General features: G+C 65.5%; 20 protein-coding genes. 8 read left to right on the top strand and 12 right to left on the bottom strand.

Annotation, left to right across the window (positions count from 1 at the left end; all coding sequences use genetic code 11):
- Positions 1-12 precede the first annotated feature (12 nt).
- Both QNO06_RS08895 and rpsA read left to right on the top strand, forming a co-directional pair.
- Positions 13-1,344 (top strand): GNAT family N-acetyltransferase, encoded by a 1,332-nt coding sequence (locus QNO06_RS08895; protein WP_227911298.1) that lies wholly within the window; start codon positions 13-15, stop codon positions 1,342-1,344.
- Between the two features lie 278 nt (positions 1,345-1,622).
- Positions 1,623-3,095, top strand: a complete 1,473-nt coding sequence (rpsA, locus tag QNO06_RS08900; RefSeq protein WP_227911299.1) for a 30S ribosomal protein S1 — start codon at positions 1,623-1,625, stop codon at positions 3,093-3,095.
- Positions 3,096-3,194: 99 nt separating this feature from the next.
- Here the strand turns inward: rpsA and QNO06_RS08905 are convergent, their stop codons facing one another.
- From QNO06_RS08905 to QNO06_RS08925, 5 genes are read right to left on the bottom strand one after another with little or no spacing between them, the layout of a single operon-like run.
- Positions 3,195-4,214 (bottom strand): LacI family DNA-binding transcriptional regulator, encoded by a 1,020-nt coding sequence (locus QNO06_RS08905; RefSeq protein WP_442860128.1) that lies wholly within the window; start codon positions 4,212-4,214, stop codon positions 3,195-3,197.
- Between the two features lie 56 nt (positions 4,215-4,270).
- Complete coding sequence (locus QNO06_RS08910; protein ID WP_227911300.1) at positions 4,271-5,707, bottom strand: GH1 family beta-glucosidase; 1,437 nt, start codon at positions 5,705-5,707, stop codon at positions 4,271-4,273.
- A complete protein-coding gene (locus QNO06_RS08915; RefSeq protein WP_227911301.1) occupies positions 5,707-6,615 on the bottom strand; it encodes a carbohydrate ABC transporter permease in 909 nt (302 codons plus the stop codon). The genes QNO06_RS08910 and QNO06_RS08915 overlap by 1 nt, the downstream gene beginning before the upstream one ends.
- Positions 6,612-7,613 carry a carbohydrate ABC transporter permease gene (locus tag QNO06_RS08920; RefSeq protein ID WP_227911302.1) on the bottom strand — a complete coding sequence of 334 codons (1,002 nt, stop codon included), beginning with the start codon at positions 7,611-7,613 and terminating at the stop codon, positions 6,612-6,614. Before QNO06_RS08920 ends, QNO06_RS08915 begins: the two co-directional genes overlap by 4 nt.
- A gap of 58 nt (positions 7,614-7,671) precedes the next feature.
- Positions 7,672-8,994: an ABC transporter substrate-binding protein gene (locus QNO06_RS08925; RefSeq protein WP_227911303.1), complete on the bottom strand. Its 1,323-nt coding sequence runs from the start codon at positions 8,992-8,994 to the stop codon at positions 7,672-7,674.
- A 292-nt stretch (positions 8,995-9,286) separates the two neighbouring features.
- On the opposite strand from QNO06_RS08925, the gene QNO06_RS08930 reads away from it, so the two are divergent.
- Positions 9,287-9,811 (top strand): hypothetical protein, encoded by a 525-nt coding sequence (locus QNO06_RS08930; RefSeq protein ID WP_227911304.1) that lies wholly within the window; start codon positions 9,287-9,289, stop codon positions 9,809-9,811.
- Between the two features lie 28 nt (positions 9,812-9,839).
- Here the strand turns inward: QNO06_RS08930 and QNO06_RS08935 are convergent, their stop codons facing one another.
- The gene (locus tag QNO06_RS08935) at positions 9,840-10,976 is read right to left on the bottom strand and encodes a class I SAM-dependent methyltransferase (protein WP_227911305.1); all 1,137 of its coding nucleotides are present in this window, start codon (positions 10,974-10,976) and stop codon (positions 9,840-9,842) included.
- Entirely contained in the window at positions 10,973-11,647 is a 675-nt protein-coding gene (locus QNO06_RS08940; RefSeq protein ID WP_227911306.1) for an IMPACT family protein, read from the bottom strand. Before QNO06_RS08940 ends, QNO06_RS08935 begins: the two co-directional genes overlap by 4 nt.
- 92 nt (positions 11,648-11,739) lie before the next feature.
- Here QNO06_RS08940 and coaE point away from each other — a divergent pair, with 92 nt between their 5' ends.
- Positions 11,740-12,372 carry a dephospho-CoA kinase gene (coaE, locus tag QNO06_RS08945; RefSeq protein WP_331461466.1) on the top strand — a complete coding sequence of 211 codons (633 nt, stop codon included), beginning with the start codon at positions 11,740-11,742 and terminating at the stop codon, positions 12,370-12,372.
- 59 nt (positions 12,373-12,431) lie between these two features.
- Positions 12,432-14,510, top strand: coding sequence for an excinuclease ABC subunit UvrB (gene uvrB / locus QNO06_RS08950; RefSeq protein WP_227911307.1), 2,079 nt, complete (start codon positions 12,432-12,434; stop codon positions 14,508-14,510).
- Positions 14,511-14,569: 59 nt separating this feature from the next.
- On the opposite strand, the gene QNO06_RS08955 is transcribed toward uvrB, so the two are convergent.
- On the bottom strand, positions 14,570-15,742 hold the full coding sequence (locus tag QNO06_RS08955) for a polysaccharide pyruvyl transferase family protein (RefSeq protein WP_227911308.1): 1,173 nt from the start codon (positions 15,740-15,742) through the stop codon (positions 14,570-14,572).
- A gap of 127 nt (positions 15,743-15,869) precedes the next feature.
- On the opposite strand from QNO06_RS08955, the gene QNO06_RS08960 reads away from it, so the two are divergent.
- A complete protein-coding gene (locus tag QNO06_RS08960; protein ID WP_227911309.1) occupies positions 15,870-16,319 on the top strand; it encodes a hypothetical protein in 450 nt (149 codons plus the stop codon).
- 189 nt (positions 16,320-16,508) lie between these two features.
- Here QNO06_RS08960 and QNO06_RS08965 read toward each other — a convergent pair whose 3' ends face one another.
- Genes QNO06_RS08965 through QNO06_RS08975 form a run of 3 tightly spaced genes read right to left on the bottom strand, consistent with a single transcriptional unit; the run spans position 16,509 to position 20,846 of the window.
- Positions 16,509-17,822 carry an alpha/beta fold hydrolase gene (locus QNO06_RS08965; protein ID WP_227911311.1) on the bottom strand — a complete coding sequence of 438 codons (1,314 nt, stop codon included), beginning with the start codon at positions 17,820-17,822 and terminating at the stop codon, positions 16,509-16,511.
- Positions 17,819-18,295 (bottom strand): GNAT family N-acetyltransferase, encoded by a 477-nt coding sequence (locus tag QNO06_RS08970; RefSeq protein WP_227911312.1) that lies wholly within the window; start codon positions 18,293-18,295, stop codon positions 17,819-17,821. The genes QNO06_RS08965 and QNO06_RS08970 overlap by 4 nt, the downstream gene beginning before the upstream one ends.
- 10 nt (positions 18,296-18,305) lie before the next feature.
- Positions 18,306-20,846: a DEAD/DEAH box helicase gene (locus tag QNO06_RS08975; RefSeq protein WP_227911580.1), complete on the bottom strand. Its 2,541-nt coding sequence runs from the start codon at positions 20,844-20,846 to the stop codon at positions 18,306-18,308.
- A 68-nt stretch (positions 20,847-20,914) separates the two neighbouring features.
- On the opposite strand from QNO06_RS08975, the gene QNO06_RS08980 reads away from it, so the two are divergent.
- Entirely contained in the window at positions 20,915-21,727 is an 813-nt protein-coding gene (locus QNO06_RS08980; RefSeq protein WP_227911313.1) for a trans-aconitate 2-methyltransferase, read from the top strand.
- Positions 21,728-21,733: 6 nt separating this feature from the next.
- Here the strand turns inward: QNO06_RS08980 and QNO06_RS08985 are convergent, their stop codons facing one another.
- Positions 21,734-22,372: an MBL fold metallo-hydrolase gene (locus QNO06_RS08985; protein WP_227911314.1), complete on the bottom strand. Its 639-nt coding sequence runs from the start codon at positions 22,370-22,372 to the stop codon at positions 21,734-21,736.
- Positions 22,373-22,457: 85 nt separating this feature from the next.
- Here QNO06_RS08985 and QNO06_RS08990 point away from each other — a divergent pair, with 85 nt between their 5' ends.
- A complete protein-coding gene (locus QNO06_RS08990) occupies positions 22,458-24,191 on the top strand; it encodes an ABC transporter ATP-binding protein (RefSeq protein WP_227911315.1) in 1,734 nt (577 codons plus the stop codon).
- Positions 24,192-24,193 lie beyond the last annotated feature (2 nt).

The following is a 24,193-nucleotide window of genomic DNA, read 5'->3' on the forward strand; positions in this document are numbered from 1 at the left end:
ACAGGGGGAAGCATGGGAACGGACAACGGCACGAACAACGGCGCGGTCGGGCTGCGGTTCGCTTCGTTCCCGGCCGGTTACGACTCCGCGGACCATAGCAAGGCCGATGAGCGGACAGTTCGGTGGTTCGACGCCGTTAACCTTGGCTTCCACGAGGACCGCAGCATCCCGGAACGCTTCCCGGCCCAGGTGGACGGTTACCTGCGGGACGGGCGGATCCTGACCGCGGTATACGACGACGATATGCCGGAGTATGCCTGGGATCCGGCGGTGCCAGTGGCCACCTACGGCACCATGGTCAACGACTTGAACGTAGGCGGACGGGAGCTGCTTCCCGCTCATTTGGTTACGGCGGTCACCGTGCGTCCCACGCACCGGCGCCGCGGGATCCTGCGGCAGATGATTACCTCGGACCTTGCGCGGGCCAAAGCGGCCGGCTTGGCGCTGGCGGCCCTCACGGCGTCGGAGGCAACCATCTATGGACGGTTCGGGTTCGGCGCCGCCACTTCCACCGCCCGAGTAGAGCTGGACACCAGGGGTGGCCTGGAGTTCAGTGCGCCGCCGAGGGGCAGCATTGCCGTTGCCGACCCTGACAAGATCCTGGCGTTGGCGCCGGAACTTTTCCGGGCCCATCTGGAGCGTACCTTCGGTGCCCTGGGCCGCCAGCATGCGTACGCCATGCGTGCGGCCGGGAAATGGAACGGGGAAAACACGGAACCGGACCGGGCGGTGCGCAGTGTCCTGCGCTTCAACGCAGAAGGGGTCCCGGACGGCTACGCGGCCTACAAGTCGCTGGGCTGGCGAAACGAACCGCACACCATGAAGGTCATCGACCTGGTGGCGGCCAGTGACGAGGCGTACCGCGAACTGTGGCGTTACCTGGGGTCCATCGACCTGGTGGACCGGTTGACGTATGCCGAAGCTCCGGTGGAGGATCCGCTGCCCTGGATGCTCGCGGATCGGCGCCGCTACACCGTAAAGGACATCGAGGACGTCCTGTGGCTGCGGATCCTGGACGCTCCGGCCGCCCTGGCCGCGCGCGGCTATTTCGGCGACGGCGCGGTGGTGCTCCACGTCACGGATCCGATGGGCCTGGCGGACGGGACCTTCCTGCTGAAGGTGCGTGACGGCGTCGGGACATGCGCTCCGGCCGAACCGGGAGAGGACGCCGGCACGCTCCGGGCGGAGCTGACGGTTGCGGCCCTGGGCTCGCTCTACCTGGGGGCGGTGAGTGCCCGGACCTTGGCAGCCGCCGGGGGAGTGCGGGCTCAGGATGATGCGCTGTCCCTTCTGGACTCACTGTTCGCGGCAGGACCGGCGCCCTACTGCAGCACGCATTTCTAGGCCCCCGGGGTCCCCGCGCGCCGGATCCGGGTGTTTTTCTCCAGGTCACCGGGCAATCCCCTTTGACCTGCGTTGGCGGGTCCGGCTAGACTGATCGGGCGCGTAATAGCGCGAGTTATTACCCATCCTGTCCATCTCCGGGCAAACAAGCTGTTCGTCGCAGGCATTTACGTGCCTTCGTCTTTCACTTGGGCCAGTATCTGCCTGCGGGTTACCCCGCCGGTTAGTGGAAACCAGTCCGGAATACAAAACAACTTCCACATCGGAGTCCCAACTACATGACCATCACCACCAACGAGAAGTCCGGTACCCCGCAGGTCGCCATCAACGACATCGGTACTGCCGAGGACTTCCTCGCCGCGATTGACGCAACGATCAAGTACTTCAACGACGGCGATCTCGTCGAAGGTACCGTTGTCAAGGTTGACCGCGACGAGGTCCTGCTCGACATCGGTTACAAGACCGAGGGTGTCATTCCTTCCCGCGAGCTTTCCATCAAGCACGACGTTGATCCCGGAGACGTTGTCTCCGTTGGCGATCAGGTCGAAGCCCTGGTGCTCACCAAGGAAGACAAAGAAGGCCGTCTGATCCTGTCCAAGAAGCGCGCACAGTACGAGCGCGCCTGGGGCGACATCGAGAAGGTCAAGGAAGAAGACGGCGTCGTTACCGGTACCGTCATCGAGGTTGTCAAGGGTGGTCTTATCCTCGACATCGGGCTGCGCGGCTTCCTGCCGGCATCCCTCGTGGAGATGCGTCGTGTCCGCGACCTGGCTCCGTACATCGGCCAGCAGATCGAAGCCAAGATCATCGAGCTGGACAAGAACCGCAACAACGTTGTTCTGTCCCGCCGCGCATGGCTCGAGCAGACCCAGTCCGAGGTTCGCTCCACGTTCCTCAACAAGCTGGAAAAGGGCCAGGTTCGTCCGGGCGTTGTTTCCTCCATCGTCAACTTCGGTGCATTCGTGGACCTGGGCGGCGTCGACGGCCTGGTTCACGTCTCCGAGCTGTCCTGGAAGCACATCGACCACCCCTCCGAGGTTGTCGAAGTTGGCCAGGAAGTCACCGTTGAGGTTCTGGAAGTTGACCTCGACCGCGAGCGTGTCTCCCTGTCGCTGAAGGCTACGCAGGAAGATCCGTGGCAGACCTTCGCCCGCACCCACGCCCTCGGCCAGGTTGTTCCGGGTAAGGTCACCAAGCTGGTTCCGTTCGGTGCGTTCGTCCGCGTCGAAGACGGCATCGAAGGCCTGGTCCACATCTCCGAGCTGGCAGTGCGCCACGTGGAGCTCGCCGAGCAGGTTGTCTCCGTTGGTGACGAACTGTTCGTCAAGGTCATCGACATCGACCTTGAGCGCCGCCGCATCTCGCTGTCCCTCAAGCAGGCCAACGAGGGCGTCGACCCCGAGGGCACCGAGTTCGATCCGGCTCTGTACGGTATGGCTGCAGAGTACGACGAAGCCGGCAACTACAAGTACCCGGAGGGCTTCGACCCCGAGTCCAACGAATGGCTCGAAGGCTACGAGACCCAGCGTGCCGCTTGGGAGCAGCAGTACGCTGACGCCCAGGCCCGTTGGGAAGCCCACAAGAAGCAGGTCGCCCAGCACAACTCCGAGGACATCGCTGCTGCATCGGAATCCCACGATTCCGGCACCACCAGCTACTCCTCCGAGCCGGCCGTTGCCGAGACGGGTGCCGGCACGCTGGCTTCCGACGAAGCCCTGGCTGCACTGCGCGAGAAGCTCACGGGCAACTAATTCCGGCCAGGCCGCTTCGGTGAGCCGGATGCAGTAAACCAGAAGCGGGCCCCCACGAAAGTGGGGGCCCGCTTCTGTATGTATGCCGTTCCGTTGGCGCTAGGCAGATTCCCGGACCACAAGGGACGTGGGCAGCCGCGTGACGCGTTCCGCCGGACGCCCTTCGATCAGGTCCACCAGGATCTCGGCCATCTTCTCGCCCAGCAGCGAGATCGGGTGGTGGATGGTGGTCAGCGCCGGGGCCACGCTGGTGGCGTAGTAGTCATCATCAAATCCGACGACGGCGACGTCGTCGGGGATCCGCAGCCCGCGTTCCTTGAGCACCGTATAAGCACCGGCTGCCATCTGGTCATTGGCGGCGAAGACGCCGTCCACGGGCTGCCCGCGGTCCAGCAGCCGGCGCATGGCGGCGGCCCCCGAGGCCACGGTAAAGTCGCCGGCTTCCACCAGGAGGTCGCTGAGGCCGGCACGCTGCACTGCAGTACGCCAGCCCGCCAGCCGGTCCACGCCCGGATGCATGTCCTGCGGGCCGGCAATGGTTGCAATACTGCGCCTGCCGGCACTAATCAGCCGCTTGGTGGCCGTCGCCGCCCCTTCCTCGTTGTCCACCTCGACGAAGTAGGCCTCAGCGGAGTCCAGCAGGGGACGGCCCGCGAAGACCAGCGGCAGGGAGCCGTTCAAATGCGTCCAGGAATGATCCCCGGTGTGGTGTGACACCACCAGGACCCCGTCCACGTTTCCGCCCAGCAGGTACCGCCGGGTTTTCTCCGGATTGGACTCAGAGGACGTCACCATGTTGAGCATGTACTCGGTGGTGTTCAGGTAACGTGCAACGCCTTCCACCACGGCCGCGAAGAAGGGATCCGCGAAGACCTTGGAGGTGGACTCCGGGACCAGCAGGGTCACAGTGTAGGTGCGTCGGCTGGCGAGGGTCCTGGCAGCACGGTTCGGCACATAGTTCAGCACCTTCACTGCCTGCTCCACCGACGTGACGAGGTGCGGGTCAACGGAGGATGAACCGTTGACCACGCGTGACACCGTGGCACGGGAGACTCCGGCCAGGGCCGCGACCATTTCGAGGGTCGGGGCGGAACGGACCTGGCCGGACTCAGCTTTCACTTATATCTCCCTGCGCCTTGGGCCGGGGTGCCCGGCTGATGCCAGCTTACGGGACCTCACACGGCTGTCGCTGCCCCTGCGGCGCTCCGGGTCCCGGCGATGAGGCCGCGGTAGGCATGTCCGCTGTCCTTCACCGTCCGCTCCTGCGTGTCGTAATCCACCCGGACAATGCCGAAGCGTTTGCTGTAGCCCCAGGACCACTCGAAATTATCCAGCAGGGACCACACGAAGTAGCCGCGCACATCGGCACCGGCGGAGATGGCCTCTCCCACGGCGCGGATGTGGTCGAGGATGAAGCGCGTGCGCTCAGCATCCGGGACGCTGCCGTCTTCGGCAACCTCGTCCTCGTACGCTGCACCGTTCTCGGTGATGTAAAGCGGAGGCAGGTCCGGGTACTCCTCGCCCAGCCGCAGGAGCAGCTTGCGCAGCCCGTCCGGGTTCACCTCCCAGTCCATCCCCGTGCGCGGCAGGCCGCGGCTGGGGAAGGTGATGTGTTCGGCCCCAACCCACGGAGACGCCGTCGGCCGTCCTGCACCCCCGCCGTGCCCGTCGGAGCCGCTGGTATCCGGGTGTCCGCTGATTTGGTCATCGTGGTAGTGGTTCACGCCCAGGAAGTCGATGCGGGCGCCAATGGTTTCCATGTCGCCGGGCTGGATGACCTCTTGGAGGCCATAAGGCGCCAGGTCGCGGAGGGAATCCTCCGGATATGATCCGCGCAGGATGGGATCCAGGAAAATCCGGTTCTGCAGGGAGTCGAACTGGCGCGCGGCCTCGAGGTCTATGGGGTCCGCCGGGTCACGGGGGATGGAGTTGCTCAGGTTCAGGGTGATGCCGATCTGCTCCGCGCCCAGGCGGCGGAGTTCGTTCACCGCCATGCCGTGGGCCAAGTGCTGGTGGTGGACGGCGGCAACCGCTGCACGCGGCTCCTGCCGGCCGGGAGCGTGCGCCCCGGACCCGTAACCGAGCAGCGACGAGCAGAACGGTTCATTAAACGTTGTCCAGTGCTCCACCCGGTCGCCCAGCGCGGAGTAGACATCCTGTGCATACTCCACGAACCGGTATGCGGTGTCGCGGTTGGTCCACCCGCCGGCCTCCTCCAGGGCCTGGGGGAGGTCCCAGTGGTAGAGGGTGAGCCAGGGAAGGATCCCGGCTTCCAAGAGTTCGTCCACCAGACGAGAGTAGAAATCCAGCCCCTTGCGGTTGAGGTCCCCGCCGCCCGGCCGAACCCTCGCCCAGCTGGTGGAAAACCGGTAGGAGTCCAGTCCCAGGTCCTTCATCAGGGCCACGTCCTGCGGCATCCGGTGGTAGTGGTCCACGGCAACTGCCGGGGTGTCTCCGTTGCGTACGTTGCCGGGTACTGCGGCAAAGGCGTCCCAAATGGAGTCTTCCTTGCCGTCCTCCCGCGCTGCGCCTTCAACCTGTGCGGCCGCGGTGGCGGATCCCCAGATGAAGCCGGCCGGGAAGTTGTTCCATTCCGGGGTGTTGTTAGTCATTAACCCTTCACTGCTCCCTGCATAATTCCGGATATAAGTTGTTTGCCTGCCAGCACAAAGAGGATGAGCAGGGGGATGGTGGACAGTACAGCGCCGCTGAGGACTACCGAGTAGTCCACGTACCGTGAGGACTGCAGCTGGCTGAGCGCGGTTTGGAGCGTGGGATTGCTTGCATCCAGGACCAGCAGCGGCCACAGGAAGTCGGTCCACGCGGACATAAACGTAAAAAGGCTGAGGATTGCCATGGCCGGACGGGCCGCGGGCAGCGCGACGTGCCAGAACGTCCTGATCATGTTGGCCCCGTCCATACGGGCGGATTCGATGAGTTCGTCGGGAATGACGTCCACGAGATATTGGCGCATAAAGAATACGCCGAAGGCCGTTACCAGCGTCGGCACGATTACGGCGCCGATTTCACCGGTCCAGCCGAGCTCCCGCATCACCATGAACAACGGGATGATGCCAAGCTGGGTGGGAATGGCCATGGTGGCCACAACCGCCACCATCAGTACACCGTTGCCGCGGAAGCGCAGCTTGGCAAACGCGTAGCCCGCCAGCGTGGAGAAGATGACCACGGAAACGGTGATGATGCTGGAAATCAGGATGCTGTTCCACAATGCCGTCCAAAACGGGATGGTGTCCAGCACCTCGCCCACGTTCGCCCAGAAGTTACCGCCCGGCAGCAGCGGCGGGTACGTCAGGCCCAGCGCCTCGTTGGAGCGGCTGCCTACTACTGCAGACCACCACAGGGGATAGGCCGAGCCGACGAAGAAGGCCAGCAGCAGGCCGTACGTCAGGAAACCGGGGCGGAGCCCATTCCCGAGGATCCTGTTCCGCAGGGCCTGCTTCCTCCTGGGAGGGACGCTTCCGCGCCCCGGGGCGGGGGCTTTGCGTTCAATGACACTCACTTGTTCTTCCCTTTCAGTGCCGCACGACGGCGGGACCGCCGGCTGTCCGAGGAGGCTATGCGCCTGGACAGGGCCAGGTTGACGACTCCGAAAACGACAATCAGGAGGAACAGGAGCCAGGCAATGGCCGAGGCCCTTCCGAAGTCCTGGCGCTGGAAAGCCATCTCCCAGAGGTACAGCACAGTTGTCTGGAACTGCCGTTGGGCGCCGCCGGCGTACGTCGGATCCAGCAGGCGCGGCTCCGTGAAGATCTGCAGCCCGCCGATGGTGGAGGTGATCACCACGAAGATCATGGTGGGCCGGATGCTGGGCAGCGTAATGCTGAAGAACCGGCGGACGGCGCCCGCACCGTCCAAGGCTGCGGATTCGTAGATTTCGCGCGGTACCGACTGCATGGCGGCCAGCAGGATCAGCGCGTTGTAGCCGGTCCACCGCCAGTTGACCATGCTCGCCACCGCGACGTGGCTGGGGAAGGTTTCCGTGCGCCACTGGATCGGATCGATTCCGAAGTTGCCCAGGATGCTGTTGATCAGTCCGTGTTCTTCACCGAACATGTTCGTGAAGATCAGTGCAACGGCCACGGGGGTCACAACGTAAGGGACCAGCACACTCATCCGCCAGAAGGTCTTGGCGCGGATGTTCTGATCCAGTACGGCTGCAATCAGCAGTGCCCCGGCAAGCTGGGGGATGGCGGACAGAAGGAAGATGCTCAGCGTGTTGAAGAGCGAGTTCCAGAAGAAACGGTCACCCAGGACGTCGGCAAAGTTTCCCAGACCGACGAAGTCGCCCTGGCCCTTCAGCAGGTGCCAGTCGTAGAGGGACACAAAGAACGTGTAGATGAGCGGGAACAGGCCCACCAGTGCGAAGAGCAGGAAGAAGGGGGAAATGTACAGGTAGGGGGAAACTTTGAAGTCCCACACATTGAGACGCTGCCGGAAGGACAGTTCGGGCTTGGGGGCCGGTGCTGCCGGCGCGGGTGGCTTTACGGTTACGGTCATGTTGATTCTCACAGTCCATGCGGGGGCCTCCGGTTTCCCGGAGGCCCCGACGGGTGTGCTAGTCCTTGACGACCAGCTCGTTCAGTAGCTTGACTGCTTCATTCCAGGAGCCCTCGCCGTCCAGGCTGCCCGAATCGAGCTGGGTCAGCGCGGCACCGAACACCTTCTCCTGGATGACGGAGTCATCCGGGCCCTTGAACTGAGCCTTTACGCCTTCTGCACGCGAGGCCAGGATGGCTCCGGTCGGCGCGTTGTTGAAGACGGTATTGGGTTTGGCTTCCTCGGCAAGCTGCTTCTGTGCTTCAAGGGTGCTGGGGAAGTTGTTTGCCGCAGCGGACTGCTTGACCTGCTGTTCCGGGGCGGTGAGCCAGGCAGCCAGGGCTGCTGCTTCTTCCTTGTGCTCGGAGGTTTCGGGAACGGAGAGGAATGCACCGCCCCAGTTCGAGGCGCCGCCGGGGAAGACATCAGCAAAGTCCCAGCCGGAGTTCTCGCTGCCGCCGGCAGATTCCAACTGTTCCTGGATGGTGCCGAGCATCCATCCCGGGCAGACGAACGTGGCGAAGGAACCGTCGGTGAAGGCCCGGCCCGTGCCCCAGTCCCACTTCTTTTCGTTGGCGGAGAGACCGGCTTCGGTTCCCGCTGCCAGCTGCATGAACTGTTCCTTCATGGCGGCGTTGTCCTCGATGTTCAGCTCGCCGTCAGCCGTGTAGTAGCCCTCTTCCATCTGGTTCACCATCGAGTTCCAGACGAAGCCGGACTGGTCGTACCAGGCCTTGCCGGTCTTCTCGTGGTACTGGTTGCCCAGTTCGAAGTAACGGTCCCAAGTGGCGTCGTCGCCGCCGAACAGTTCGGCAACAGCTTCCCGGTCGCTGGGCAGGCCGGCGGCTTCGAAGAGCTTGCCGTTGTAGCACAGGCCCTGCGGACCGATATCCGTGCCGTAGCCGATAACGCGGCCGTCAGCATCGGTGCCCTGCTCGAACTTCCAGTCGACCCAGTTGTCCTTGATGTCAGCGGCACCGTAATCGTTCAAATCGACGAACTGGTCCGAGACCTCCATGACGGCTCCGAGCCAGCCTTCCTCGATGGCCACCACATCGCTGACACCGGAACCGGCAGCGAGTTTCGTGAAGAGGTCGGTCTGGGCGTTGGCGCCGCGGTCAATGTTGTTGTGGGTGATCTTGATGCCCGGGTTGGCCTCTTCGTACTCCGCGTAGAGGTCGTCATAGCCGAAGGTGCCGAAAGTGGTGACAGACAGTTCGATGGGGTCCTCGGCGGTCCCTGCCTGGCTGTCCTTGTCGCCGCCGCCGCAGCCTGCGGCAAGCAGGGCCAGAACGGCGGCGCCTGCCACTGCTCCTGCCCGGTGTTTAAAGTTCTTCTTCACGGTCACTCCTTTGTGTGTGGGTCTAGCCGGTGAATAAGTGGACCGTGCCGTGAGCTGAGCCGGGGCTGATCCGCTGAGATGGGACTGGTTGTGGATTTCGAGAGCTGCCCGGCGCGAACGTGCCTGTGAGAGAGCGCTCTCTGATCTTCGTCAGAGCCTAAGTGTGACGCAGGGCACTGTCAAGAGAGCGCTCTCTTGCGCGTCGCTGAGAGGCCCTTTGCGCTGTGTCGGCGCCGGTGAGCGCGGCGCGCCCGGGTTACGCTGGTGCCGCCGACGCCGATCAGGGGGACCAATGCCGGAACAAGACCCGCCGCAGGGCTATCAGCCGCAGCAGCCGCACCCGCCGCAGGGCTATTGGCCACCGCCGGTGCAGGGGAACCTCCCGCAGCAGCCGCACCCGCCGCAGGGCTATTACCCTCCGCAATGGCAGCAACCGGAGAAGGCGCGCCGGTCAGGAGGGGAAAAGGCGGTGCTTATCGGCGGTTCCGTGCTTACCTTCCTGCTCGCGTGTTACAGCGCGTGGATTGCGTTCCTGGGTTTCATCATCCTGGGACTGAGCCAGGGAGGCTCCTACGCCCCGGGGGAGCTGGAGAAATATGAACTGATGCTCGTCCTGCTTTGCCCCGGACCCCTCGTCGCCCTGGGGCTCGCCTGGGCCGGCTACGGCGTGCTCCGCCGCCTAAAGCGTCCCGTTGGGGCGCTGTCCTGGTTCAGCGTGTTCCTGCTGGCGTGGCTGCTGATTTTCCTTTTGTGGCTGGGTCCGGAGCTGGCCTTCCCGATGACCGGCTCTTTGTCGAACGGCGGGACACCGCGCTAAGCGAACAGCGTCGCCATGCCGGTCTCGGCTAGCGCCGGGTGCTCACAGTGACCGTGAACTTGGGGTTGCGCGCCACCTCGCGGGTAGGTCCCACCAAGCGGTTCAGCGCGGCCTTGTAGGTGAGGTGGCTGTTCCACACCGTCCACAGTTCCCCGCCGGGAGCCAGGACCCGGCCGGCGTCGGCAAAAAGCTTGAGCGCGATGCCGGCGTGTACGCTGGCGCCGATGTGGAACGGCGGGTTGAGCACCACCAGTTCCGCCGACGCATCCGGCCGGGTGCTGAGGGCATCGTCCCGGTATACCTGCACCCGGTCTGCCACCCCGTTCGCGGCCATGGTCTGCACTGCAGAAGCGACGGCGGCTGCGGATTGGTCGGTCGCGATGACCTGCAGGGACGGGCGTGACAGGGCCAGGTAAGCCGCAATGGCGCCGGTGCCGCACCCCAGGTCGATGGCTGCGGAGGCGTCCCGGGCGCCGCTGAGGTGCGGCAGGAGGAAACGGGTGCCGATGTCCAGCGACGCGCCGGCAAATGCCGCCCCGTAGGCGCGCAGTTCAAGCGGTGCCGGGAGGCCGACGTCGTGCTGCCCGGCCAGCGGGAACCGGTTGGCCGGGAGTGGATCCAGCGGTGCCGACACCGTGAGGACGCGCGATTTCTGCCGTGCCAGTCCGGCGCTGACGGAGCCGAACCAGCGGCTGAGCACCGTATTCATGGCCGTGGTCATGTGCTTGAGCCGGCCGCCGGCGTACACCACCACCCGCGGATCGGCATGCCGGGCAATCAGCGCGGCAATCTCCTCGAGTGCATCCAGGGACCGCGGCAGGCGCAGCAGGACGGTCCGGGCACCGGTCAGCAGCTCGGGTCCAAGGGGCAGGGAGCTGAACGTCCCCGCGAGCCCGGCTGCGTCCGCATTGCGCTGCAGGGCCAGCTCGCCGGAGTACGGGTCCTGGTGCACGCGGATTTCCCGTACACCGTAACCGGCCGCCGCGCCCAGGGTGAGTGCACCGTAGGAGTCGCCGATGACGACGACGCCGCCCGCCAGCAGCCGGTCAGCTGCGGTGTCCAGCAGCAGCCGGTCAGCTGCGTCATGCGCCTGGAGGTTCCCGGCCTCGACGTCGGGGTATCGCCGGAGCGCCTCAAAGTCGAAGCCGGCTGGGGCGTGCGTCACAGATCGATCCATTCTGTTCTCAGCGGTTCAGGGGTGCTGCCGCCGGCGGTAAGGGCTGCCAGGCGGTCGCGGAATTCTTCAGCCGTGCCGGGTACATCCGGCAGGGCCACGGTGATGCTGGCGCCGGAGGTGCCGTAGTCCGTGCCGGTGACACTGATACCGGCGCTGCGCAGTTCGTTCTCCAGCCGGCCGGCATCGGCGTGGGACGCCGGGACGGCGTAAAGCTGCATGCGCCGGCGGCGGAGCAGGGGAGCGGCTGCCAGTGCGGAGGAGACGGACTCGGAATAGGCGCGCACCAAGCCGCCGGCACCGAGCAGGATGCCGCCAAAGTACCGCACGGTCACCGCGGTGATGTCGCTTAGATCGGTGGCACCGCCGAAGGTTTCCCGTTTGGTCAGGGCCTCCAGCATCGGGATGCCGGCCGTTCCGGAGGGCTCGCCGTCGTCGTTGGAGCGCTGGACTGAACGGGTGGCGCCAAGGACGAACGCACTGCAGTGGTGCCGCGCGTCATGGAACTCCCGGCGGAGCCCGGCTACCAGCGCGCGGGCCTCTTCCTCGGTTTCGGTGCGCTGCAGCACGGTGATGAAGCGTGAGCGCTTGACGTCCAGTTCGGAGCGGTGTTCCCCGGCGATGGTGGTGTAGCGCCCCGCCGCCGCGTCGATATCACTCACTCTTCCATTCTAGTGGCCGCATCTGCTGGCGCCGACGGCGTGACGGGCGGCGCTGACGGGAGGGCCAGTGCCGGAGGACTACGCTGGTGGACATGCTTAAGGTTGGACTCACCGGCGGAATTGCCGCCGGAAAATCCCTGGTGGCCCGCACCCTCACCGAATGCGGTGCCGTACTGATCGACGCGGACGCGTTGGCCCGCGAAGTGGTGGAACCCGGCACAGCAGGGCTGGCCGCGGTGGTGGACGCGTTCGGTCCGCAGGTCCTGGCCGCGGACGGCAGCCTGGACCGCCCCGCCCTGGCCGCCGTTGTGTTCGGCGACGAGAAGCGGCGGGCAGTGCTGAACGGGATCATCCATCCGCTGGTGCGCGCCCGGGCCGCCGAGCTTGCGGCTCAGGCGCCGGAGGACGGAATCCTGGTGCAGGACATACCGCTGCTCGTGGAAACCGGGCAGGCCGGGAACTTCGATTTCGTGCTGGTGGTGGAGGCTCCCGAAGACGTCCGGCTGGAGCGGATGGTGCGCGACCGAGGAATGGCTCCCGAAGCTGCACGGGCCCGGATCGCCGCCCAGGCCACCGCCGAAGAGCGGGCCGCTGCTGCCGACGTCGTCCTGCACAATACCGGCGGCCCCGACGAGCTGGTGGCCGCGGTGCGTGCGCTGTGGGATACGCGCCTTGTGCCGCTGAACCGGAACGTTTCCAGAGAACGCGGCGCTGCCGGCGCCTGAGGTTCAGCCCGTAGCAAAGCGGACAGTGGCTGTCCGCGCAGCGGAGTATTTTTGTAGGCATGAGTCTTGCGCAGGACATCAAGAGAGTTGTGGCGCCTTTCGAGGTCGTCAGTGAATATAAACCCGCCGGTGACCAGCCCGCCGCCATTAAGGAACTCGCCGAGCGGATCAACGCCGGCGAGAAGGACGTAGTCCTCCTGGGTGCCACCGGCACCGGTAAGAGTGCCACGGCGGCGTGGCTCGTGGAGCAGGTCCAGCGGCCCACGCTGGTGATGGTGCAGAACAAGACCCTGGCGGCGCAGCTGGCCAACGAATTCCGGGAACTGCTGCCCAACAACGCCGTGGAGTATTTCGTCTCCTACTACGACTATTACCAGCCCGAAGCGTACGTTCCGCAGACGGATACCTTCATCGAGAAGGACTCCTCCATCAACGAGGAAGTGGAACGGCTGCGGCACTCGGCCACCAACGCGCTGCTGACCCGCCGCGACGTGATTGTGGTGGCCACGGTGTCCTGCATTTACGGCCTGGGCACCCCGGAAGAGTACATCGAGGGCATGGTGACGCTGCGCCGGGGCCAGCAGATGAACCGTGATGACCTGCTGCGCAAATTCGTGTCCATGCAGTACGTGCGCAACGACATGGATTTCCACCGCGGGACCTTCCGCGTGCGCGGAGACACCGTGGAGATCATTCCCATGTACGAGGAGACCGCGCTGCGGATCGAGTTCTTCGGCGACGAGGTGGAGAGCATCCACACCCTGCATCCGCTCACCGGCAATGTGATCCGCGAAGAGGATGAAATGTATGTCTTCCCCGCCTCGCATTACGTGGCCGGCGAGGACCGCATGCACCGCGCCATCCGGCGCATCGAAGATGAACTGCAGGTGCGGCTGAAGGAACTGGAGTCCCAGAACAAGCTGGTCGAAGCCCAGCGGCTGCGCATGCGGACCACCTATGACCTGGAAATGATGCAGCAGATGGGTTTCTGCAACGGCATCGAAAACTACTCCCGGCACATCGACGGCCGCGGCCCGGGCACCGCCCCGCACTGCCTGCTGGACTACTTCCCGGACGACTTCCTGCTGGTGGTGGATGAATCCCACGTCACCATCCCGCAGATCGGTGCCATGTATGAAGGCGACATGTCCCGCAAGCGGACCCTGGTGGACCACGGCTTCCGGCTGCCCTCCGCCATGGACAACCGGCCGCTGAAGTGGGACGAGTTCCTCGAGCGCATCGGCCAGACGGTGTACATGTCGGCCACGCCCGGCAAGTACGAGCTGTCCAAGGCGGACGGTTTCGTGGAGCAGATTATCCGCCCCACCGGCCTGGTGGACCCGCAGGTGGTGGTCAAGCCCAGCAAGGGCCAGATCGACGATCTGCTGGGGGAGATCCGCACCCGCACCGAACGGAACGAACGCGTCCTGGTCACCACGCTGACCAAGCGGATGGCCGAAGACCTGACCGGATACCTGCTGGAGCACGGGATCAAGGTGGAATACCTGCACTCCGACGTCGACACGCTGCGCCGCGTGGAGCTGCTGCGCGAACTACGGATGGGCACCTTCGACGTGCTGGTAGGCATCAACCTGCTGCGCGAAGGCCTGGACCTGCCCGAGGTGTCCCTTGTGAGCATCCTGGATGCCGACAAGGAAGGCTTCCTGCGTTCCTCCACGTCGCTCATCCAGACCATTGGGCGTGCCGCCCGTAACGTCTCGGGCGAAGTGCACATGTACGCGGACCGGATCACCGATTCCATGGCGCATGCCATTGATGAGACCAACAGGCGCCGCGACATCCAGATTGCCTACAACAAGAAGCACGGCGTGGACCCGCAGCCGCTGCGCAAGAAAATCGCGGACATCACGGACCAGCTGGCCCGCGAGGACGCCGACACCAAGGCTCTCCTGGAAGAGGCAGCGAAGAAGAAGTCCAAGGGCAAGGGCAAGGGCGTGCGCAAGGACGGTCTGGCCGCGGCCCCGGCGGAAGACCTGACCGAGCTGATTGCCTCCATGACCGAGCAGATGCATGCCGCAGCCGCGGAGCTTCAGTTCGAGCTGGCCGCGCGTCTGCGGGACGAGGTCGGGGACCTGAAGAAGGAACTGCGGCAGATGCAGTCAGCCGGGCACGCATAGGCGGCTGCTCACCGCCCGGCCAGCATTGCGCGGGCAATGCTGGCCGGGCGGTAAGGACGCTAACGGCTTAGGGCTGTCAGGGCTTTGCTCCGCAGCGAGCGGATACCTGCCGGGCGGTTTTCGGCCGGGTACAGGCGTGCGGCCTCCGCACGCTTCTGTTCGATTCGCAATCCCAGCGAATTCTTCAGCGTGCCGGGGACCTTCGGCATGGACAGCGGACCGCCGTTTCCGGTATCCACGGTCCATCCGCTGCCCAGCGTGGTCAGGGACGCATGCTTGACGTCGTAGTAGCCCTCTTTCACGCTAAGCGCGACGCCCCTTGCCCCGGCTGCCGCAGCAAGGAAATGGAAGTGGAAGCGCGTGGTGATCCATTGCTGGCGCGGACCAATTGGAAGCCCTTCCTGCCATACCCGGACAAAGGGATAGAAGTTCTCCGCAGGGATCAAATCCGCCAGGAGGGCGTACGCCGTATGGTCGACCCCCGGGATGGCTTCCACATAGTAGACAGGCGTGCCGTCGAGCGTCAGCTGCTCAATCAGGGTGCGCGCCGAGGCTACCGCCTGGTGGAACCTGCCTTCATCGTTCATGTCTTCCTGGATGCAGACGAAGATCCCTTCGGGGCCGTCGGACCTGGCGATCTCCGCTTCGACTCCCAGGAACGCATCATCCAGTCCCCGTTTGGCTGCGAAAGCCGCAGCGCTCTGATCGTCGCGGACACTGACATAGTCAAAATCCCCGAACAGTCCGGCGGCGTCCTCTTCGGCGACCGCCAATGGCATCAGGCCCTGCCCGGTGGCGTACAGCCTTGCGCCGGTCAGCTCCTTGACGGCCTGCATGCCAGCCACGAGTCCGGTGTGCTGCGGCCACACTCCGTTCACATAGCCCCCGCCCAGGAGGTGCAGCGACTGGACCTCGCGCAGCTTGAGCAGACCGAGGTCATAGGCCGCTGATCCGAGGTTCCGAACCAGGCCGGCAACCCTCTGCGGGACCTCTTCCGGGGACAGCGCTGCCGCAGCTTCTCCGACCGCGCGCCACAGCGTGTTGGTGGTCCGGAGCCGAGGATGGAGATTGCCGAACAACAGATCCGCCATACCCGGCTGGGGGCAGTCCAGCCATACTTCGGTGTCCGGGGACGTTGCAGCCAGGTGCCTGAGCCATGAAGCAGTGATGAATTCGTCGCCAAAATTGGGGTTCCCCGCCGTGGCGACCAAGTAGTAGGGTCGAGTATCCATCTCCTCACCCTAGCGCAGCCGGCAGGGGGAAACGGCAGGGGAAACGGCAGGTCGAAACGGGGAAAACGGCAGGGGCCGGGCAGCGTGCCGCGCCAGTGGCCGGGGGCCCCGCGGTTAGGCTTGTGACATGGTCCCGCCTTTCACCGTGCCGACGCCTCCTGCCGCGCCCGAGCCGGCCGCCGTCGTCGGCGCCCCGTGGTGGGAGATCCTCGGAGCCCTGGGACCGCTGGCCGTGCTGGCTGCGGCCATCCTGACCTTCATCATCGGCTGGAAAACACTGGAGCAGCGCCGGAAGGCGGACCAGCGTTCAGAATGGTGGAACCGCGCCCAGTGGGCCATCGAGGCGTCCATGTCCGAAGATCCCCGGCGGCAGGAGACCGGGCTGGGAGTGCTGGACCTGCTGGCCCAGAGCGACCTGGCCGGGGAGGAGGAAACCGCCATCATCAGCATCGCCTGGGCGCGCCCGCTGACGGCAGTCGTGGACGCGGACGCCCGGATGAGTGAGAATGAACTAGCGAGCACACCCGGAACGAAGGAGGCTGACCATGACTACGGCAGCACTGTCACAGGGAAATAAGACTCCCGGCCGCTCCGAGTCCGCCGGCCATAATACGGAGCAGGGGCGGGACCAAGAACGCGTGCAGATCAGGGCCGCCCGGCTGCGGCTGACCACGGACCGCAAGCTCGGCAAGACCACCCCGGACTGGGTCCGGAAACTGGCGGACCGCCCGCTCTAACCCGGTTACCCCCCCGGTTACCCCCCCGGTTATTCCCCGCCGCGCACCATGCCCAGCAGCCGGTCGAAGATGGCCTCGCCGTCGTCGGCAATACCGTCGTGGTGGTAGTCGGCGCTCTCCCAGACCTTTAGTCCCTGGACGGCGGCGGCCGTCTCCAGCGAGATATCCCGGTCCACGTAGATGTCATCCGTGTATACCGCAGCGGCCACGGGCACGGTGTTGCCGGCCAGCCGGCCGGCGTCGTACAGCGGCACCCAGTCCGCTTTGCGGGCCAGCAGTTCCGCGGTCTGTTTCAGGGGCACCAGCGCCGGATCCTCGTCGAAGTACCAGGGGTAGACCATTTCGCCGGTGAACAACGGCGCTTCGGCGGTGGGCTCAAACTCCGGGTAGGACTTCAGCACCCGCCACGCCGCCCAGTCCGTGGCGGATCCCTGCCCGTAGATCGACTCATGCATCAGCGCGTAGAGCGGGTTGGAAGCGCGGCTGACCAGCCCGTGCACAGTCTCCAGGAAGGTGTCGGAGAGCCGTTCGCCTCCGGGTGCCGGCACAAAGGCTTCCTCCAGCAGATGATGCAGCCCGTCCACCCGGGTGTTGCCGCCCAGATAGGAACCGGCCATCTGGAAGCGCTGTACGCTGAGCCGTTCCCCGCAAGGCAGGAACTCGGGCACGGCCTCCAGGTGCCGGGCAATCCGTGTGGTCAGCTCGCGGTCTTCCGGATAGCGGGCAAAGTATTCGGCGTTGCGGGCAGCCACCCGGCGGAAGGTCGCGTCGTAGACCCGGTCAGCGGGACCGGACAGCGGTGCCAGTCCGCCGGTGATCAGAGATTCACGCAGCCCTTCGGGGGCAAAGGACAGGTACGTGAGCGTGCAGAAGCCGCCGTAACTCTGTCCGTAGGTGGTCCACGGTCCCGAGCCCAGCGCCTGCCGGATCAGCTCGGCGTCGGCCACGATGGAATCGGCCCGGAAATGCGTCAGGTACGCAGCCTGTGCTGCGGCATCGCCGCGCAGGGCCAGGGTCTGCCGGTCCGCCGGGGTGGAAAGACCGGTGCCCCGCTGGTCCAGCATCAGGATGCGGAAGTGCTTGGAAGCGGCCTTCGTCCAGCCGCCGAACTGCAGCAGCCGGTTGCCCTTTCCGCCGGGTCCGCCCTGCAGGTACAGCAGCCAGGGCAGTTCCTGCACCATGGCCGGGCGCTGCCCGGCGTCGGAATACTCGCGCGCGAACACGGTGATCGTTTCGCCGTCGGGCACCGAGTGGTCCAGCGGCACGGTGAACCGGTGCTCGGTTACGTTCATGCCGCGGACCCGGTAGGTGCGCGACGCCGCGTGGGGGACGGGCGCGTTCATTCGGCACCGCCGAAGGAGGCCAGCGCCTCGCCGGTGAGCCGGAACGTGGTCCACTCATCCTGCGGCAGGGCCCCCAGGGACTTGTAGAACCGGATGGAGGGTTCGTTCCAGTTCAGCACGCACCATTCCACCCGCGCATAGCCGCGCTCCACGGCGATGTTCGCCAGGGTGCGCAGCAGTGCCTTGCCCATGCCCTTGGCCCGCGCCTCAGGACGCACATACAGGTCCTCAAGGTAAATGCCGTGCACACCTTCCCAGGTGGAGTAGTTCAGGAACCACAGCGCGAAGCCCTGCACTGCACCCTGGTACACCGCCACGTGGGCGAAAATTGCCGGATGGTCCCCGAAAAGGTTCTTTTCCAGCGCCTCGGCCGTGTTTTTCACGGCGTGCGGCTCTTTTTCATAGATCGCCAGGTCATGGATCAGTTCCAGGATGACGGGGACATCTTCTTTGCGTGCGGGGCGGATCTGCATGGGGTCCAGCCTAATCCAGCCGTCCGGCGGAGATCACCCTGATGACCGGGCTGCCGGCTTCGTCCGACGCCGCCAGGTCCACCTCCGCGGTGATGCCCCAGTCAAGGTGGCCCGCCGGATCCTTGAAGATCTGCCGCACGTTCCACTTGCCGGGAACTTCCGTGATGATCAGCAGGTCCGGGCCGCGGCCGTCGGGGCCGTCGTCGATGTCGTCGTGTTCCTCGAAGTAGGCGTCCAGCACCTGGGCCCAGCGGTCGGCGTCCCAGCCGGCGTCGCCGTCGAGCTCGCCCAGGGCGCGGTCATCCTCGTCGGCAAACAGCTTCACCCGGGAGAACATCTCGTTGCGCACCATCACCCGGAAGGCCCGCACATTGGAGGTGAGCCGGTCCGGGGCAGGCGGCAGGACGGGTTCATCCGTGGCGGCCGGATCGACGCCGGAGGTCAGTTCCTCCCATTCGTCCAGCAGCGAGGAATCGGTCTGCCGGACCAGTTCGCCCAGCCACTCGATGATGTCCTCCAGATCCTCCCGCAGCCGCTCCGGGGGAACGGTGTGCAGCAGTGCCTTGTAGGTGTCCGAGAGGTAGCGCAGCAGCACGCCCTCGGAGCGCGCCAGGGAGTAGAAGGCCACGTACTCGCCGAAACTCATGGCGCGTTCGTACATGTCCCGGACAATCGACTTGGGGCTGAGCTCGAACTCGCCCAGCCAGGGGGCGCCGGACCGGTAGACCTCGAAGGACTGTTCCAGCAGCTCAGCCAGCGGCTGGGCGTAGGTGACCTCTTCGAGCAGGGCCATCCGCTCGTCGTACTCGATGCCCTGGGATTTCATGGCGGCGATTGCCTCGCCGCGGGCCTTCTTCTCCTGGGCGGAGAGCACCTGGCGGGGCCTTTCCATGATGGCTTCGATCACGGACACCACGTCGAGCGCGTAGGACGGACTGTCCGGGTCCAGGATCTCCAGGGAGGCCATGGCGAACGGGGACAGCGGCTGGTTCAGGGCAAAGTTCGGCTGCAGGTGGACCTTCAGCCGAACCGTGCGCCCGTCGGCGTCGGGCTCGGGCAGCACTTCGACAATGCCGGCGGTCTTCAGCTCGCGGTAGATGCTCAAAGCCTTCTTCATCAGCGCCAGCTGCGAGGAACGCGTCTCGTGGTTGTGCGTGAGCAGCTTCTTCGCCGCGGCAAACGGGTCACCCGGACGCTCCAGCAGGTTCAGCAGCATGGAGTGGGTGATGTTGAAGCTGGAGGTCAGCGGCTCCGGGGTGCCGTCCACCAGTTTCTCGAAGGTCGGCTTGCCCCAGGACACAAAACCGGCCTGCGGTTTCTTCTTCACCACCTGGCGCAGTTTCTTCTGGTCGTCGCCGAACTTCGCGTGCGCCTTGGCCATGGCCTTGGCGTTTTCGATCACGTGGTCCGGTGCCTGGACCACCACGGTGCCGGCCGTGTCATAGCCGGCCCGCCCGGCGCGTCCGGCAATCTGGTGGAACTCGCGGACCTTCAGCGGCCGGGTGCGGGTGCCGTCGTACTTGGACAGCGCCGTGATCAGCACCGTGCGGATGGGCACGTTGATGCCCACACCCAGGGTGTCGGTGCCGCAGATGACCTTGAGCAATCCGGCCTGCGCCAGCTGTTCAACCAGGCGGCGGTATTTGGGCAGCATGCCGGCGTGGTGCACGCCGATCCCGTGCCGCACCAGCCGGTTCAGCGTCTTGCCGAATCCGGGGGCAAACCGGAACCCGGCAATCAGCTCCGCGATCCGGTCCTTTTCCTCCCGGGTGCAGACGTTGATGCTCATCAGCGCCTGCGCCCGGTCAATGGCCTCGATCTGAGAGAAGTGCACCACGTACACCGGGACCTGCTTGGTGGCCAGCAGTTCCTCCAGTGATTCCTGGACCGGCGTTTCCACGTAGTAGTAGTGCAGCGGGATGGGCCGCTGCACGGAGGAGACCGTCACCGTGTCGCGGTTGGTCAGCTCGCTCAGTTCGTTGGCGATGCGGGTCATGTCGCCCAAGGTGGCGGACATCAGCAGGAACTGCGCCTGCGGCAGCTCCAGCAGCGGCACCTGCCAGGCCCAGCCGCGCTGCGGATCCGAGTAGAAGTGGAACTCGTCCATGATGACGGTGCCCAGGTCCGCGTCCGGGCCTTCGCGCAGGGCAATGTTGGCCAGGATCTCCGCAGTGCAGCAGATGATGGGCGCGTCCTTGTTCACCGAGGAATCGCCGGTGACCATGCCCACGTTCTCCGCCCCGAAGATCTCGCACAGCGCGAAGAACTTCTCCGATACCAGGGCCTTGATGGGGGCGGTGTAGTAGCTGCGCTCGTCTTGGGCCATGGCATAGAAGTGCGCGGCAATGGCCACCATCGACTTACCGGACCCGGTGGGGGTGGCAAGGATGACGTTGTTGCCGGTCACCAGCTCCATGACAGCTTCGTCCTGGGCGGGGTACAGCGACATTCCCCGGCTCTCGACCCACTCCAGGAAGGACGTGTAGGTCTCGTCGGGGTCAACGGTGCGGGTGGCGGAATCCGGGGAGGGCAGCTGCTCAAGAAGTTTCATGTCCATACCAGACTATCGGGCCGCGCCGATCCCGTTTTACGGCCTCAGCAGCGGCTAGGCTCGGCGGCATGAAATGGGATCCGGACAAGTACACACAGTTCTCCTCGCACCGGGACCGGCCATTCTTCGACCTCACCGCCCGGATAGCGGCATCCTCACCCCGGCGGGTGGTGGATTTGGGCTGCGGCACCGGCGCCCTGACCGCGGCGCTCGCTGCCCGTTGGCCCGGGGCGCAGGTCACGGGGGTGGATTCCTCCCGCGACATGATCGAAGCCGCCCGGGGGCTGGAGGACGTGCCGCCGAACCTGGACTTCGTGCACGGCCGGATCGAGGACTGGGAGCTGGCCCCCGGCACCGGCGTCGTTGTGTCCAACGCCGCCCTGCAGTGGGTGCCGGGACATCAGGACCTGCTGCAGCGCTGGGCAATGGCGCTCGACGACGGCGCCTGGCTGGCCGTGCAGGTACCGGGCAACTTTAATGCACCCTCCCATGTGCTGCTGCGGGAACTGGCGGCGAGCGCCGAGTGGGCCGGCAAGCTGCAGGGGGTGCTGCGCCACAGTGATGCCGTGGATGAACCGGAGGATTACCTGGCATTGCTGACCGAGGCCGGCTTTGCGGCCGATGTATGGGAAACCACCTACCAGCAGGTCCTGTACGGAACGGACCCGGTGTTGGACTGGGTGCGCGGGACCGCGCTGCGGCCGGTCATCAATGCCCTGTCCGAAGCGGACTTTTTCCAGTTCGAGGCGGAGTACGCCGAATTGCTGGAAGAGGCCTATCCGTCGGAAGGGTGGGGAACGGTGTTCCCGTTCCGCCGGCTGTTTATGGTCGGGCGGAAGCAGGGCCAGGCCTCGGGCGGAAGCTTTCCGCGCGGCCGGTAGCCGGTTTTACCAGCCGCGTTCCTTCCATTCCTGCAGGTGCGGGCGCTCCGCACCCAGGGTGGTGGCTGCCCCGTGCCCGGGGTGCACCACGGTGTCATCCGGCAAGTATTCGAACACACGTTCGAATACGTCGCGGTACAGGGACGCAAACCGCTCCGGATCCTTCTGGGTATTGCCCAGTCCGCCCGGAAACAGCGAATCCCCGGTGAAGAGGTGCGCAGGGCCGGACGGGTCCCGGTAGAGCAGTGCCACGGAGCCGGGCGTGTGTCCGCGCAGCTTGATCGCCTCGAGTTCGGCTCCGCCGAAGGGCACGGTATCGCCGTGTTCCAGCGGCAGCAGCGTGGGAACCTCGATGTCCGGAATGTCTTCCGTGCCGGCTGCGGTACGTGACCCCGTCTCCGCTACGGTCTCTGCCAGGGCCTGCACATGGTCCCAGTGGCTGTGTGTGGTGATGACCGTTCCAAGCCGCGCGGGGGCCTGGGCATCGGCAGCCCCCTCGCCCAGCAGGCGCCGGATCGCGGGGAAGTCGTCCGCCGCGTCAATGAGCACCTGGACACCGGACTCCTTGTCGGTGAGCAGGTACACGTTGTTGTCCATGGTGCCCACGGACACGCTGCGGATGGTGATGTTCTGCAGATCTTCCATCCGGCAAGTCTAGCCGGGCAGGGGCTTCCGAACCCGGCCCGTGGCGCTATTGTCTTACGCCCGCGGACGGGCGTAAGTTGCAAGGATGCTCCTGAGGCTGGTCCGGCAGAACCTCGCCCCCTATAGAGGCGCGGTCGCCGCCGTCGTTCTCCTGCAGCTGCTGCAGACCGCGGCCACGCTGTACCTTCCCACACTGAATGCAGACATCATTGACCGCGGCGTCGTCACCGGAGATACCGGGGTGATCCTCGACGTCGGCGGCTGGATGCTCGCGGTCACGGCCGGGCAGGTGGTGTGTTCGGTTGCCGCCACCTATCTGGCCTCCCGGGTGGCCATGAGCGCCGGGCGGAACATCCGGTCGCAGCTTTTCACCAACGTGGAGACGTTCTCTTCCCGCGAGGTGGGCCTGTTCGGTCCGCCGTCGCTGATTACCCGGACCACCAATGACGTGCAGCAGGTGCAGATGACCCTGCTGATGACGTTCACCATGATGGTCTCGGCCCCGATCATGGGGGTGGGCGGCGTGCTGCTGGCCCTGAACCAGGACATTCCGCTCTCGGGGATCCTGCTGCTGATCCTGCCGGCCCTGTTTGTGGTGATCGGATTGGTGCTGCGCCGCCTGGTGCCGCTGTTCCGGCGGGCGCAGAAGCAGATTGACAGGGTGAACTCCGTACTGCGCGAGCAGATCATGGGCATTGCGGTGATCCGGGCGTTTATCCGCGAGCGTTCCGAGGAACAGCGGTTCGCCGGCGCCAATGCCGACCTCACCGGCACCCAGCTGCGCGTCAGCCAGCTGCTGGCCCTGCTGTTTCCTGCGGCCATGCTGGTGGCGAACCTGGCCACTGTTGCCGTGATCTGGTTCGGCGCGTTCCGGATTGACGACGGGCAGATGCAGATCGGTGCGCTGACGGCCTTCATTGCCTACATCATGCAGATCCTGATGGCGGTCATGATGTCCATGTTCATGATCATGATGCTGCCCCGCGCTGCCGTCTGTGCGGAACGGATCTATGAGGTCCTGGATACCCGCACCAGCGTCAGCGACGCCCCGGGGGCTGGCACGCTGGCGTACGACGGCGGCCGGCTCACCTTCACCGACGTCGGCTACAGCTACCCGGGCGCCGAGGATCCCGTGCTGTTCAACATCAGCTTCGAGGCGCTGCCCGGACAGACCACGGCGATCATCGGGTCCACGGGTGCCGGGAAGACCACGCTGCTGAACCTGGTGCCCCGGCTGCTGGACGCCACCTCCGGGCGCATTGCGGTGGACGGGCAGGACATAGCGGGAGTGACACTGTCATCGCTGCGTGCCGGAATAGGCCTGGTGCCGCAGCGCGCCTACCTCTTCAGCGGCACCATCGCCTCCAACCTCCGCTTCGGCAAACCCGAGGCTACCGACGAGGAGCTGTGGTCTGCACTGGAGACGGCGCAGGCCGCCGGGTTTGTCCGTGCCGGGGAGGGCGGGCTGGAGCATCCCGTGGAGCAGGGCGGCGCGAACTTCTCCGGAGGCCAGCGCCAGCGGCTGGCCATAGCCCGCGCCCTGGTGGTGCGCCCGTCCATCTACCTGTTCGATGACAGCTTCTCCGCGCTGGACTTCGCCACCGATGCACGGCTGCGGGCAGCACTGAAACCGCAGACCCGCAATGCCACCGTGATTGTGGTGGCCCAGCGCGTGAACACCATTACCGACGCAGCGCGGATCGTGGTCCTGGACGAAGGCCGGATTGTCGGACAGGGAACGCATGCCGAACTGATGGAATCCACGGCAACGTACCGGGAAATCGTTGCCTCGCAGCTCACCGCGGAGGAAGTAGCGTGAGC

The sequence above is a fragment of the Arthrobacter sp. zg-Y20 genome (assembly GCF_030142075.1).
GTDB lineage: Bacteria > Actinomycetota > Actinomycetes > Actinomycetales > Micrococcaceae > Arthrobacter_B.

Bases quoted from the DNA above. Each gene is read 5' to 3' on its own strand.
- QNO06_RS08895 (WP_227911298.1), top strand. From the start codon at position 13: ATGGGAACGGACAACGGCACGAACAACGGCGCGGTCGGGCTGCGGTTC.
- rpsA (WP_227911299.1), top strand. From the start codon at position 1,623: ATGACCATCACCACCAACGAGAAGTCCGGTACCCCGCAGGTCGCCATC.
- QNO06_RS08910 (WP_227911300.1), bottom strand. From the start codon at position 5,707: ATGACTAACAACACCCCGGAATGGAACAACTTCCCGGCCGGCTTCATC.
- QNO06_RS08920 (WP_227911302.1), bottom strand. From the start codon at position 7,613: ATGACCGTAACCGTAAAGCCACCCGCGCCGGCAGCACCGGCCCCCAAG.
- QNO06_RS08930 (WP_227911304.1), top strand. From the start codon at position 9,287: ATGCCGGAACAAGACCCGCCGCAGGGCTATCAGCCGCAGCAGCCGCAC.
- coaE (WP_331461466.1), top strand. From the start codon at position 11,740: ATGCTTAAGGTTGGACTCACCGGCGGAATTGCCGCCGGAAAATCCCTG.
- uvrB (WP_227911307.1), top strand. From the start codon at position 12,432: ATGAGTCTTGCGCAGGACATCAAGAGAGTTGTGGCGCCTTTCGAGGTC.
- QNO06_RS08955 (WP_227911308.1), bottom strand. From the start codon at position 15,742: ATGGATACTCGACCCTACTACTTGGTCGCCACGGCGGGGAACCCCAAT.
- QNO06_RS08960 (WP_227911309.1), top strand. From the start codon at position 15,870: ATGGTCCCGCCTTTCACCGTGCCGACGCCTCCTGCCGCGCCCGAGCCG.
- QNO06_RS08965 (WP_227911311.1), bottom strand. From the start codon at position 17,822: ATGAACGCGCCCGTCCCCCACGCGGCGTCGCGCACCTACCGGGTCCGC.
- QNO06_RS08970 (WP_227911312.1), bottom strand. From the start codon at position 18,295: ATGCAGATCCGCCCCGCACGCAAAGAAGATGTCCCCGTCATCCTGGAA.
- QNO06_RS08975 (WP_227911580.1), bottom strand. From the start codon at position 20,846: ATGAAACTTCTTGAGCAGCTGCCCTCCCCGGATTCCGCCACCCGCACC.
- QNO06_RS08980 (WP_227911313.1), top strand. From the start codon at position 20,915: ATGAAATGGGATCCGGACAAGTACACACAGTTCTCCTCGCACCGGGAC.
- QNO06_RS08985 (WP_227911314.1), bottom strand. From the start codon at position 22,372: ATGGAAGATCTGCAGAACATCACCATCCGCAGCGTGTCCGTGGGCACC.
- QNO06_RS08990 (WP_227911315.1), top strand. From the start codon at position 22,458: ATGCTCCTGAGGCTGGTCCGGCAGAACCTCGCCCCCTATAGAGGCGCG.